The organism is Alkalicoccus daliensis, assembly GCF_900103955.1.
GTDB classification, from domain to species: domain Bacteria; phylum Bacillota; class Bacilli; order Bacillales; family Salisediminibacteriaceae; genus Alkalicoccus; species Alkalicoccus daliensis.
The window spans coordinates 46,447-58,944 of record NZ_FNIL01000007.1; the positions used below are offsets into that span (position 1 = coordinate 46,447).

Below are 12,498 nucleotides of genomic sequence, written 5' to 3' on the forward strand. Positions count from 1 at the left end.
GATTTTGCATTAGATGAACATGAATTTTTCTATGTCAGTTTACATTTCTTATTATGGCTGCATAAACATTTGTACATAGTAAGTTCTGCCACCTTCATAATAACCAACACCTAAATGTGTGTAGTTTTCATTCATGATATTTTCCCTGTGCCCCGGGCTTTCCATCCATTCTTTTATTACTTCCTCCGCGGAAGGCTGCCCGTATGCAATATTTTCTCCGGCATTTCTAAAAGTAATACCTGCTTCCAAGATCATTTGAAACGGATCTCCGTGCTCGGGGGATTCATGAGCAAAGTAATTATTAATATGCATGTCTTCGGCTTTCACCATTGCTACTTCCCGAAGTTCGCTGTGAAATTCCAGAGGATCAATGCCTTCTGCGGCTCTTTCTTCATTTGTTAATTTTAGAATTTCTTCTTCTATGGGAGTTGCAAAATCTTCAATCAGAATAAGAGGCACTCTGACTTGTTCACCAGAGAGATAATCCGAAATTTGATTAGTATATACAGCTGCTTGTGCACGGGTCATAGGCTTCTCGGGACCAAAAGAATCGCCTGCTTCCCCTTTCGTAAGACCAGCTGTAAGAAGAGTATCGATATTAGCTGCGGACCATAATGAAGAAAGAACGTCACGAGGAGAAGAAAAAGTTTCTTTCTGCTCTGCAGCAAAAATGATTGCCCGGTTCATTTCTGCACGCGTAAAAGAGTTCCCCGGGTAAAAAAATTCAGTTTCTTTAAAAATTCCCTGAGCAGTAAGGGCATATATATACTGGTAACCCTCCAATTGAGAGTTTACATCCTGATAAGTATGGGCATTCTCGCTTTCTGTTTCAATATCAAGCGCACGCCCTACCATAATCGCCTGCTGCCCTCTCGCGGCTTCATACTCTGGCCGAAATCTTCCATCTGCATCAATGGCAAGTATATCTTTTTTTAATAGAGACTGAATATGTTCATAAGCATAGTGATCACTTGAGACGTCTGGAAAAGAGGCATGGACTGTGTTACCAGATAGAAAAAAAGCAGCTATTCCAATGAGGGAGATAATATAACGTCTAAAGGAAGATGCATAGTTCATATATTCCTCCTTTGCTCTCTGCAGCATATTTCATTTCCCATATTGTATCACGGTAAGGAAGACAGAGGGTTTATGTTTACTTCGCATTAAGTAAAAACATGAATTTTCTTAGAAGTATGTTAAAAGAAGGAAATAAAAGTGATAAAAGAACTGTTATATATAATCATCCCACGGGTATAAGCTTTGTAAACCTGTAAATAAAAGGAGAGATAAGATGTATAAAGCAGCTTCGCTATTTTCGCTGTTGTTCCTGGTGTCTGCTTGTCAGGCAAACAACGAAGAAAATAATGTTGATGTAGTAGAGAGTCCTCAAAATAACGAGAGCAATAACGATGATAATAATAGTGATGAGGCAGTCGATCCGATAAACAACTCTGATAATAATCAGAATGAAGCGGAAAACACACAGGAAGAAAATAATATAAACGATGAAGATACACTCACGAATACAAATATAGAGGACTGGAATGTGGAGACTTTAGCCGATCAACTTTCTACACCGTGGACAATTACTTTAAGTGAAGATGCAGAAGTAATTCATCTTACCAGCAGAGAAGGCCATATTTTAGAAATTACAGAAGGGGAAGAACCTGAACAAATAGAAATGAGAACATCTGATCCAATTGTCGAAGCAGGAGAGGGCGGACTGCTTGGCTTTGAACTGCTGGAGGAAGAAGAAGCATTTCTTTATTACACATATGAAGGAGGAGAAACAGGGCTTTCCAACAGAATTGTCCGGGCAGAACGCACAGAAGACGGCTGGGAAGAAACAGATATTCTGCTCGACGAGATTGAGGGGGCACAGATTCATAATGGAGGCCGGCTTGCTTTAGGACCCGATGATATGCTCTATGCCACTACTGGAGATGCTGATGAACCAGACTGGTCTCAGGACGAAGGCCGTCTTGCAGGAAGCATTCTGCGAATGACGACCGAAGGGGAGATTCCAGATGATAATCCTTTAGATGATTCTTACGTATACAGCTACGGCCATCGAAATCCTCAGGGGCTGGCGTGGAATACAGAAGAAGAGCTTTACAGTTCTGAGCATGGAGCACAGGCTTTGGATGAGGTGAACATTATAGAGCCAGGCAATAACTATGGCTGGCCGGTTATCGAAGGCAGTGAAGAGGAGGAAGGAATGGAAACACCCGCGCTTCACTCCGGAGAAACTACCTGGGCACCTTCAGGAGCAGCTTTTTGGGAAGATGAATTTATTACGGTAGGGCTGCGCGGAGAAAGTGTGTATGTATTTAATGAAGAAGAGGAAGAAATGCACATTACCTATGAAGGAGAAGGACGCCTTCGCGATGTAGTAGTTCACGATAATGCATTATATATCATTACAAATAATACCGACGGCAGAGGTAATCCTGGAGAAAATGACGATCGTCTTCTCCGTCTCACCAGAGATTAGGATGTAAAAGCAGGTCTTTGGGACCTGCTTTTTGTCTGTAGAAATATAAGTATTCCTATCTCAAAGAACCGCCTGCCTTTCTATATATTTTTTCTCCAAATAATTTAATAAAATATAATACAAGAGTTAGTGGGGACAATTACCATCACAGTTATTCATAAAAGAATTTCAAGTATAATAGACAAGGAAGGTTCATGTACATTGATTTACATATGTAATTAAAATTATCAGTTGATTTTGCTTGAGGGGGGCCTTAATTATGGAAGAACCTAAACCGCAGCCGATTGGTTTATTGTTAACAATATCTATTATAGCCATCTCTTTTGCAGCTATTTTTGTAAAATGGTCAGATGCTCCAGCGACTATTATCAGTATGTACAGAATGTTTCTGGCAGCATTGCTGCTCCTCCCTATAATTTTTGTGAAGCGTGAACAGCTGTACCGTTTAAAAGGCAGAGATTTTATTATCCTTACTTTTTCAGGGGTGTTTTTAGCACTTCACTTTGCACTTTGGTTCGGTTCACTGAAACTTACTACGGTGGCGAGTTCTACGATTATACTTGCTCTGCAGCCGATCATCGCATTAGCTGGAGGGTATTTAATTTATAAAGAACGAACTGATTTTTTTACAGTCGCAACCATTAGCATTTCTTTTGTTGGAATTGTAATTATTGGTATTGGAGATCTGGGGCTGAGCAGGGCACACCTTATCGGAGATTTATTGTCTTTTCTCAGCGTAATTGCGATTGTCGCTTATCTGTTAATTGGGCAGTCCACTGTAAAAAAGATCTCTCACTGGATTTACAGCTTCTGTGTTTTCCTGATTGCCGGTATCGCACTGATGATATATAACATTATTACAGCGGTACCTCTTGGGGGATATGATGCAGGAGAATGGAGAATATTTATTTTACTGGCTGTATTCCCTACAATTGCGCATGTTATTTATAATCTGCTTTTAAATTATGTAAATACCTCCACTATTTCCATGAGTATTTTAGGAGAGCCGGTCGGAGCCACCATTTTAGCTGTGCTCCTGCTGGGAGAAACGGTGACACTTATGCAGATCAGCGGAGGATTTCTGGTGCTGCTTGGAGTGTACTTGTTTTTAAGAAGATAAGAACTCAGGAAATCACATGCTGTTTTCCAAACTACTTCAACGTCCACCCCGCAGATTTGGATGTTTCGTCAGGAAGAAACAATGTTCTTAAGAGAATATGTATTTTTCTAAATTTCTTCAAATATTAGATTGTCTTTATTTACATCCGGGTAATAATGGGTTATAAGTAACACAATTTTCATTGGCTATATAGGAGGATCGATAACTATGAACGTTTTAATTACATCTACGGCAAGACGCATAGATTTTGTTGGTTTTTTTCAGGAAGCTTACAGAAAACTTGATATCAATGGCAAAGTAATTGCGACAGACCCGGAATATAATGCCCCGTCCCTTCAGCAGGGAGATATCAGCTATGTAGTTCCTGCTCATACAGACCCTGAATATGCAAATGTAATTTTAGAAATCTGCAAAGAGCACGAAGTAAAAGGTATTTTACCTTTAAATGATCTGGAGGTTGCCCAGCTGATAGAGCATAAAGATAAATTTATGGAGAATGGTATATCAGTTTTCGTACCAAGTGCAGATGTAAATGAGAAAATCAGGGATAAAGGAAAGTATGAAGAACTGCTTGGTGGTTTTGGCGTGAAAGCTCCCAAAACTTTCAGCAATGTAAAAGATACAAAAAAAGCAGTAGAATCAGGAGAACTGGATCTGCCTGTTATATTAAAACCGAGAAATGGTTCCGCTTCTGTTGGAATTGAGTTCGTTTATTATTTAGAAGACCTGGAAATGGCTTACCGCCGCGTAGTAGAAGAAATTAAAGCAGAACCTTTAACAGAAGCAACAGATAAAAATCCGGAAGAGAATGTGATTATTCAACAGGTAGTAGAAGGGGACAAATTCAGTCTGGATATATTTAATGATTTGAACGGCCATTATGTTACTTCATTTGTAAGAAAGCAGCTGGCAATGCGCGGAGGAGATGTAGACAGATGTATTATTTATGATGAACCTGTTCTGCATGATATTGCGCGGAAAATAGGAGAGAATCTTGGACATGTCGGTTATATTAATACAGACGTTTATTATGACGGGAAAGATTATTATGTAATTGACATTAATCCTCGGGTAGGAGGAGGGTATGCATTTTCACACCACGCTGGCGCAGATCTTCCATCTATCATACTTGCGCTTTTATCCGGTCAGGATATTAAAAAAGAATGGGCCGAAGAAGAACCTGGACTGGAATTTGCCCGCCATGATGTCGTGACGCAGATAAATAAAAATAGAGGAAAAAGATTATACTCTCACAGTTAATTAGTGAACTATTAAATGCAGGAGAACATTGAAATTCATAATGTCTCCTGCATTTCTGCTTTTATACGGCTTTTGGAACTGTTTCTGCAGGTTGCTTCGACGGCTTAGATAAAAACCAGCCTGATACGGCAATGGCAATTAATACAGTGTAAAAAGTTATTTTCCACAGGAAAGATGAAGCAAAGTGATGTGGCAGAACAGCTAGTGATGGATGGGATAGCGTGTGTATAAGCAGTTTGATGCCGACCCAGCCTACAATTGCATATGCAGCATGTTCCAATCCTGGTTTCTTTGAAAGAAGTATTACAAAGTAGCCCGCAGCATAACGCATCAGGATAACACCTATAAGACCTCCGGCTAAAACGATGAAAAATTGTCCGCCGTCCATACCGCCTATAGATGGGAGAGATGTTTTTGGCAGTGTAACAGCAAGTGCTACAGCAGCGAGAATGGAATCAACTGCAAAAGCGATATCTGCGATTTCTACTTTTAGTACTGTAGGCCAAAATCCTGCTTCTTTTTTGGGAGTACTTGTGTTTACTTTAACTTCTTTAAATTTCCGCTTAAACTTTATTCTGAAAAAGTGAAGAACGGAAATAAAGATTAAATAGAGAGCGCCTACTGCCTGGATCTGCCATACATTGATTAAGAGCGCAATCCCAAACAGCGCTGCAAAGCGGAAGATAAAAGCGCCTGCCAAGCCATAAAACAAAGCTTTTTTTCGTTTCTCTGGTGCAAGCTTTTTTACCATTACTGCAAGTACCATGGCATTATCGGCAGCTAATATTCCTTCTAATATAATAAGTACCACCAATATCCAGCCATATTGTAAAACAATGCTCCATTCCATAAACTCTCTCCACCTTTTTAAAATTTCTTCTTTTCCGGTGCAGAGGATACAAAAAAGACCCTCACTTTAAAACGAAATGATACCCTCGTTTTAAAGTAAAGGTCTTGCTGACAATAGAATCACTGTCCATACAACCGGGGATATTCATCCCGTCCTGACGGCTGTAATGCGGGAGCTACTCCCCTTTTACATTAGAAGTGTTATGAAGTTATTTGTATTATATTCTTTCGTTCCGATTTTCACAATAGAAAGACGAGCAATCCCATAATAATACTTTTTTACGCGGATGTGAGGAGTCCAATTCGTTCAGCTCTTGAAAATATTCCAATAATAAAACTATGTAATTTTTAATAGTGTAAGCAGGAGACGTTTAAAAGCATGGTAATTACGGAAATATTAAAGTAATGCATAAATCAAGTATGCTGGCATAGTGCTTACTTAGTAAAGGAGTTGTATATAGATGAGTTTAGAAGAAGTGTTTCAAAATCAAAAAGCAGAAAAGCAGGGGGCCCAGTGGCAGACTGCTGAAGGAAATCAGGGAATGATTTCCTGTCCTATCGAAGAAGCAGCAGAAGCTGGAGAACAAGTGTTAAAAGACGGCGGAAACGCCATAGATGCCGTCATTGCAATGCAGCTTGCTTTAATACCGACCGAAGGAATGAATACCAGTATTGGGGCAGGGGGCTTTATTGTATACTACGATAATGAAAAAAAGGAAACCAAAGTTATCAATGGCCATACAAAAGCGCCATCAGCTGCAAGACCGGATTTATTCCACGATGAGAATGGAGAAATTATCCCGTTTGATGAACGTTCTACTAGTATTAATTCTGTGGGAGTACCTGGAATTATGAAAGCGCTGGAACTCGCACAGGAAAAATACGGCACGATGTCGCTGGATCGTTTAATAGATCCTGCCATAAAGCTTGCGGAAGAAGACTTTGTTATCAACCGCCTCTGGGATCGAACGATTGATATCTTTCACGATAGAATGGGGGAAGAAGCAAAAAAACAGTTTGCTCCTAATGGAAAACCGCTTAAAAAAGGGGATACGATGAAGCAGCAGGACCTTGCTAAGGCTTTAAAAATAATTAAAGAAGAAGGTTTTAAATCTGTATATGAAGGTGAAATTGCAGATGCCATTATATCCACCATAGAGAGTCAGGGCGGTATCATGAAAAAAGAAGATCTTGAAAACTATGAAGCCTCCATAGATGAACCTTTCTGGGGAAGCTATAAAGAATATGACCTTGCTTTTCCGGCTCCACCGAATGGCGGCGGATTTGCAGTGTCACAGCTATTAAAACTTCTGGAACCGATGAATGTGGCGCAATATGATATCCACTCCTGGGAAAAATATCATGTACTTGCAGAAACGATGCGTATTGCTCTTGCTGATCAGCAGACCCATATCGGGGATCCGAATGTAGTGGACATCCCGATCGAAGGATTGTTTCATCCGGATTATTTAGAAGAAAGACGCAAGCTGATGTCTTTTGATCACCGCAAGGAAGACATCCGCGGCGGAGAGCCTTGGAATTATCAGGAGGGTACTCCAAAATACAAAGCGGAAAGAGATGACAGTATTAAAGGAATGGATACTACGCACTTCACTGCGGTGGACCGCTGGGGAAATATTGCTGCCTGCACTTCCTCCATTGAACGTATCTTCGGTGCGGGAATTATGGTGCCAGGATATGGATTTCTGCTTAATAACGATTTAACGGACTTCAATCCTGAGCCGGGAACAACGAATGAATTATATGCAAACAAGTATGCAGTCAGCTCAAAAGCACCTACGATCGTATATCATGAAGGGAAGCCGTTCTTTACTCTGGGTTCGCCAGGAGCTTCTACAATCGTTGGTTCTGTAGTGCAGGTGTTACTGCATGTGTTGGAATACAAAATGGATCTGCGCGAAGCCATTGCTGAGACAAGAATCTTTAACAATCCAGATCTTTCTATGGAATGGGAAGATGGCATTAATGAAGAAACGATGGAACAACTTAAAAAACTTGGCTATGAACTGGATCGCAGCTTTAAAAGCCAGACTGCCGATGACAGAATTGGAGATATACAGGCAATATTAATCAATCCGGATACCGGGAAAATTTACGGTGCTACAGATTCTCCCCGTCCAGGAAAAGCAGTTGGAATTCGGGAATAGTTTTCCTTGTGCCGAGACCTTCAGATATTTACTATCTGGAGGTCTTTATGTATGAAAAAAATTCTGGAGATGAGTTATTGGCATTGGTTCAGATTTATATTTTCAGCAGACTTGATTCACACAGAAAAACTCAGAGAAGCAACCTTCTCTGAGTCGATAAGCCAGCACTGATTTATTACGTGCCGCAATACGTTCGATAAGGCACATTGGCAGGGCCGGGGGGAGTGCAGTATTCTGCTTTTGATTCTTCTAAATTATAAGGCTGAGATAAAACTTCCAATAATTCGTGCATCACGCTGTAGTCACCTTCATCAGCCGCTGCTAATGCCTCTTCCACACGGTGATTACGAGGAATCACTGCCGGGTTGTTAGATTGCATCAGCTCAATGGCTGCAGCTTTTGTCTCTTCCTGGCTATCCTGTCTGGCTATCCAGCGTTCCTGCCAGTTCTTAAAATCCGGATGAGCTGCAAGAACTGTTTTATCAATTTTTTCGGACGCAAGCGCACGGAAGGTATTGGTGAAATCTGCTTTGTTCTCCTTCATCATGCGGAGTAAATCATCCACCAGTGTTTTATCCTCCGCTGCTTCATTGAAAAGTCCGAGCTTCGCTCTCATCATGTTCAGCCAGCGTGCTTCAAACACAGGAGTGAAATTGGATATTTCTTTTTGTGCCATTTCCAATGCTTTCTCCTGATCTTCGTGAAGAAGGGGAATCAATGATTCTGCCAATCGGGCAAGGTTCCAGCCTGCAATATAAGGCTGATTTCCGTAAGCATACCGGCCCTGCACATCAATAGAACTGAACACAGTGGCTGGATCATATTCATTCATAAAAGCACACGGACCATAATCTATCGTTTCTCCGCTTAATGCCATATTGTCTGTATTCATTACTCCATGAATAAAGCCGACTCTCTGCCACTCTGTTATTAATTCCGCCTGTCTGTTAATTACTTCCTGTAATAAAAATAAATAACGGTTGGATGCTTCTACTGCACCCGGAAAGTGTCTTTCCAGTGTATAATCAGCAAGCTTCTGCAGATCCTCTTTACTCGTGCCGCGTACCGCATATTCAAACGTTCCTGTGCGTATATGACTGGAAGCGATACGTGTAAGCACAGCACCTTTCTGAATTTTTTCCCGGTACACTGGTTCTCCTGTAGTAACTACGGCCAGGCTGCGGTTTGTCGGGACACCAAGTGCATGCATTGCTTCACTTAAAATATATTCGCGGAGCATAGGACCGAGAGCTGCTCTTCCATCTCCTCCACGGGAGTAGGGAGTGCGTCCGGACCCTTTCAATTGCACATCGCGGCGTTCATTCTTCGGAGTAATTTGTTCTCCAATCATCAAAGCACGTCCATCACCGAGCATCGTAAAATTGCCAAACTGATGACCCGCATATGCCTGCGCAAATGGAATAGATTCTTCAGGCACCTTATTGCCTGCAAGTATTTGAACACCTTCATCACTCTGAAGTGCTTCTGGATTTAATCCGAGTTCTTCAGCAAGTGAATAGTTTGCTATCACCAACCCTGGAGAACGAACTGGGTTCAATGAAATATTCGTAAAAAAGGGCTGGGGCAGCGAAGTATAAGTGTGTTCCAGTTTCCAGCCGGTAGTTATGGTTTCTTTTCCTTCTGCCATGGTCTTCACGTCCTTTCAAGGAGTGGAAATCTAAGAATTAAAGCTGAGAGGCCAGCGGTATTGAAAAGAATGACTTTTGCTGTGGAAATTATCTTTTAAAAACAACTGCTGTTTCTTCGCATTATACGTTGCATGAGAAGAAACATTCAAATACTTTACATTAAAAATAGGAAAGAAGGATAGTGTAATACGATTAAATTTAAAAGAGAAGGGAATAGTTGAAAATAGAAGGAAGTAACACAGCGCTTTTTAATTAAATTTAAAGCCAAGGTTAATTATTCTATTTAGTGAATACTTCTTTTTTTATGCAGCAGATCATTAAACTTTCTAAGAGGTGAAATTAAAATGAGTATATTTCAAAATGTTACTATTTCAGGGGAAAAAGGCAATTACGAAGTAAAAGGAGAAGCAAAAATTGAAACAGATGCGTTTCAGTATTCGGTAGAAGATGGGGAGAATTTTATCGATTCCGGGAATGTTTCTTTCGATAAGAAAGAAGGAGACTGGGGAGACTTTCAGATAGAAATTAATATACCCAAGGATATGCTCCCGGTATTCGGAGTGCTGAGTTTAACGCTTTACGAAATGAAAGAAGACGGCGAAATGGTGAATGAGGAAGGATTTACTCTGGATAAACTGAACGAAGAAGAAGGTATGTAAAAAAGAGCCGTCTCTATAAATGAGGCGGCTTCTTGTAACAACTGTTTTATCTTTATCCCCAGACTTCTTCTGCAATATTTACCACGTGGCGGATTTTTGCCCACTGTTCTTCTTCCGTTAAAATATTCCCTTCTTCTGTAGAAGCGAATCCGCACTGAGGGCTTAAGCAGAGCTGCTCCAGCGGAACATAGGAAGAGGCTTCTTTAATTCTCGCCTTTATTTCTTCTTTATCTTCCAGCGCACCAAATTTTGAAGTAATAAGCCCTAGTACGATATTTAAGTCTTTGCGCTGCACGTATTGTAAAGGCTCGAAGCCGCCGGAACGTTCATCGTCATATTCCAAAAAGAGCCCATCGAGATTCAGCCCGTCAAAAATTGTTTTGGAAGCTGCTTCATAACCGCCGGAACCTACATACGTAGAACGGAAATTTCCTCTGCAGATATGCATTGTAATTTTCATATCTTCCGGTCGCTCAGAGATTGCTTCGTTAATTGTATCTGCAAATGTCTGGCGGAGCTGTGCAGGTTCCAGACCTCTGCTGCGAATCAGTTCTTCTCCTTGCTCCGCAAAGAAAAGGGACCAGGAAGTATCGTCCAGTTGCAGGTAGCGGCAGCCTGCATCATAAAAAGCCTGAATTGCTTTTTTATACGCATTTATTACATCCTTAACAAGTGCTGCTTCCTCGGGATATACAGTCTGATCTATGTCCCCGCGGAAAAAAAGCATATTGGGGCTGGGAATAGTTAATTTAGCTACATGATTTTCTCCTGCTAGATTGTGGAGGAAACGGTAATGGGTGAGCATCGGATGATTGTCAAAATCAACTTTTCCGATCACACGGATCGAATGAGCTTTCGTTTTTACTCCTTTAAACTGAATACCTTCAGTTTCATATCCTTCAATACCTTCCAAGCCTTCCAGAAAATCAAAATGCCAGTAGGCTCTGCGGAATTCTCCATCTGTAACAGCCTTCAGCCCTGATTCTTTTTGTTTTTCCACGAGCTTTGTAATCTCTTCGTCTTCTACTTTACGCAGGTCATCTGCGCTGATCTTTCCTTCAGAAATATCCTCCCGTGCCTGTTTCAGTCTTTCTGGTCTGAGAAAACTGCCTACATGATCTCCTTTAAATGGCGGTGTTCCGTTCATCTGCTTCACTCCCTGAAATTACAAAATTTGTACGATTAATACTTTAACAAGAGAAAGTGGAAAAGGAAAGGAAAATATCCTAGTAACCCGATCGATTTTTAAACAACAGATGTAGAATCTGCAATTTATAAAAAGAGATGAGTTATTTTATCCGGAGCTCCTCTGCTTAAGAAATCTTACTGCTAAAATATCTGTGCAGGACATTGGAGAATTGCTTTTCGAAGCGGAACGATGAATTTTTAAAACCTCAGAAAAAGTTTATTTTTTAAATAAATCCCAGAAACTGAATGAAGTCTTTTTGTAAACTTTGTTGTAAGCAGATTTTTTAGGATTTTTAACTAAGCCCATTCCTTTTCTTCCATAACCTGGGGAAACAGATTTTTTAACCTTTCTTTTCAATTTTCCTGTAGTGCGTGCTTTCAGAGATCTTTTGATACTTGGTTTTCTTATTCCTATTTTCATAAAAAATGCCCCCCTGTATTTTTGCAGGATTAATAAAAACCATAGAGAATACTTCCTGATAAGAAAGTGGTCTCTATGATGTATTCAACACTGGAATTATTTTTCCTGTGTTTATCACAATTAAATTCGGAGGGGAAGATATGAAGATAATAGAAGTTTCTTCCACGAAAGAGATTGCAGGGGCTGCAGCACTTGCTGTAAAACTCTGGCCTCATCAGACACAAAATGCGCTCGAACAGGAATTTAAAGATTTATTGACAACGAACAAGCACGTTCTGTTTATGTCACTGGAAGAGCAATATACAGGCTTCATACATTTTTCTTTGCGTTTTGATTACGTGGAAGGAACATTTTCGAGTCCGGTAGGTTATGTGGAAGGAATATATGTAGAAGAGAGAGCGAGAAACAAAGGTACTGCTGCTGCTTTGTTGCGGACTGGAGAACAGTGGGCACGACATAAAGGATGTCTGGAGATAGCTTCTGATGTTGTATTGGGAAATGAAAAAAGCTACAAGTTTCATGAGAAAAATGGATTTACAGAAGTAAACAGGATCGTATGTTATGCAAAGAAATTATAAATAGTAAATAATTTAGAAGAAGACCGCTCCCTTTCATGATGTGTAATGAAAAAGGAGCGGTCTTTAAACAAAATTTTTGAACGTGGGAAGATACTTCTGCTGTATCTGCCGG

The 12,498-nt window shown here is 40.5% G+C and carries 11 protein-coding genes; 6 read left to right on the forward strand and 5 right to left on the reverse strand.

Features of this window, described 5'->3' with window-relative positions; genetic code table 11:
• Window positions 1–51 precede the first annotated feature (51 nt).
• Entirely contained in the window at window positions 52–1,077 is a 1,026-nt protein-coding gene (locus tag BLP92_RS11575) for a CAP and S-layer homology domain-containing protein (RefSeq protein ID WP_175444272.1), read from the reverse strand.
• A 214-nt stretch (window positions 1,078–1,291) separates the two neighbouring features.
• On the opposite strand from BLP92_RS11575, the gene BLP92_RS11580 reads away from it, so the two are divergent.
• From BLP92_RS11580 to BLP92_RS11590, 3 genes are all read left to right on the forward strand, one after another.
• A complete protein-coding gene (locus BLP92_RS11580) occupies window positions 1,292–2,494 on the forward strand; it encodes a PQQ-dependent sugar dehydrogenase (protein ID WP_090843114.1) in 1,203 nt (400 codons plus the stop codon).
• Window positions 2,495–2,753: 259 nt separating this feature from the next.
• A complete protein-coding gene (locus BLP92_RS11585) occupies window positions 2,754–3,614 on the forward strand; it encodes a DMT family transporter (RefSeq protein WP_090843115.1) in 861 nt (286 codons plus the stop codon).
• Window positions 3,615–3,821: 207 nt separating this feature from the next.
• A complete protein-coding gene (locus tag BLP92_RS11590; protein ID WP_090843116.1) occupies window positions 3,822–4,874 on the forward strand; it encodes an ATP-grasp domain-containing protein in 1,053 nt (350 codons plus the stop codon).
• 61 nt (window positions 4,875–4,935) lie between these two features.
• On the opposite strand, the gene BLP92_RS11595 is transcribed toward BLP92_RS11590, so the two are convergent.
• Complete coding sequence (locus BLP92_RS11595; protein ID WP_090843117.1) at window positions 4,936–5,724, reverse strand: TerC family protein; 789 nt, start codon at window positions 5,722–5,724, stop codon at window positions 4,936–4,938.
• 460 nt (window positions 5,725–6,184) lie between these two features.
• Between BLP92_RS11595 and ggt the strand changes: the two genes are divergently transcribed.
• Window positions 6,185–7,891 carry a gamma-glutamyltransferase gene (ggt, locus tag BLP92_RS11600; RefSeq protein ID WP_090843118.1) on the forward strand — a complete coding sequence of 569 codons (1,707 nt, stop codon included), beginning with the start codon at window positions 6,185–6,187 and terminating at the stop codon, window positions 7,889–7,891.
• A 175-nt stretch (window positions 7,892–8,066) separates the two neighbouring features.
• Here the strand turns inward: ggt and BLP92_RS11605 are convergent, their stop codons facing one another.
• On the reverse strand, window positions 8,067–9,539 hold the full coding sequence (locus BLP92_RS11605; protein ID WP_090843119.1) for a protein adenylyltransferase SelO: 1,473 nt from the start codon (window positions 9,537–9,539) through the stop codon (window positions 8,067–8,069).
• A 345-nt stretch (window positions 9,540–9,884) separates the two neighbouring features.
• Here BLP92_RS11605 and BLP92_RS11610 point away from each other — a divergent pair, with 345 nt between their 5' ends.
• Complete coding sequence (locus tag BLP92_RS11610) at window positions 9,885–10,199, forward strand: hypothetical protein (RefSeq protein ID WP_090843120.1); 315 nt, start codon at window positions 9,885–9,887, stop codon at window positions 10,197–10,199.
• A 52-nt stretch (window positions 10,200–10,251) separates the two neighbouring features.
• Here the strand turns inward: BLP92_RS11610 and BLP92_RS11615 are convergent, their stop codons facing one another.
• Window positions 10,252–11,346: a 5-methyltetrahydropteroyltriglutamate--homocysteine S-methyltransferase gene (locus BLP92_RS11615; protein ID WP_090843121.1), complete on the reverse strand. Its 1,095-nt coding sequence runs from the start codon at window positions 11,344–11,346 to the stop codon at window positions 10,252–10,254.
• A gap of 258 nt (window positions 11,347–11,604) precedes the next feature.
• Window positions 11,605–11,808 carry a hypothetical protein gene (locus BLP92_RS11620; RefSeq protein ID WP_090843122.1) on the reverse strand — a complete coding sequence of 68 codons (204 nt, stop codon included), beginning with the start codon at window positions 11,806–11,808 and terminating at the stop codon, window positions 11,605–11,607.
• 140 nt (window positions 11,809–11,948) lie between these two features.
• Between BLP92_RS11620 and aac(6') the strand changes: the two genes are divergently transcribed.
• Complete coding sequence (gene aac(6'), locus BLP92_RS11625; RefSeq protein ID WP_090843123.1) at window positions 11,949–12,386, forward strand: aminoglycoside 6'-N-acetyltransferase; 438 nt, start codon at window positions 11,949–11,951, stop codon at window positions 12,384–12,386.
• Window positions 12,387–12,498 lie beyond the last annotated feature (112 nt).

Excerpts from the sequence above, each read along its gene's own strand:
- BLP92_RS11595 (WP_090843117.1), bottom strand. The coding sequence starts at position 5,724 with ATGGAATGGAGCATTGTTTTACAATATGGCTGGATATTGGTGGTACTT.
- ggt (WP_090843118.1), top strand. The coding sequence starts at position 6,185 with ATGAGTTTAGAAGAAGTGTTTCAAAATCAAAAAGCAGAAAAGCAGGGG.
- BLP92_RS11575 (WP_175444272.1), bottom strand. The coding sequence starts at position 1,077 with ATGAACTATGCATCTTCCTTTAGACGTTATATTATCTCCCTCATTGGA.
- BLP92_RS11610 (WP_090843120.1), top strand. The coding sequence starts at position 9,885 with ATGAGTATATTTCAAAATGTTACTATTTCAGGGGAAAAAGGCAATTAC.
- BLP92_RS11585 (WP_090843115.1), top strand. The coding sequence starts at position 2,754 with ATGGAAGAACCTAAACCGCAGCCGATTGGTTTATTGTTAACAATATCT.
- BLP92_RS11580 (WP_090843114.1), top strand. The coding sequence starts at position 1,292 with ATGTATAAAGCAGCTTCGCTATTTTCGCTGTTGTTCCTGGTGTCTGCT.
- BLP92_RS11605 (WP_090843119.1), bottom strand. The coding sequence starts at position 9,539 with ATGGCAGAAGGAAAAGAAACCATAACTACCGGCTGGAAACTGGAACAC.
- BLP92_RS11620 (WP_090843122.1), bottom strand. The coding sequence starts at position 11,808 with ATGAAAATAGGAATAAGAAAACCAAGTATCAAAAGATCTCTGAAAGCA.
- BLP92_RS11590 (WP_090843116.1), top strand. The coding sequence starts at position 3,822 with ATGAACGTTTTAATTACATCTACGGCAAGACGCATAGATTTTGTTGGT.
- BLP92_RS11615 (WP_090843121.1), bottom strand. The coding sequence starts at position 11,346 with ATGAACGGAACACCGCCATTTAAAGGAGATCATGTAGGCAGTTTTCTC.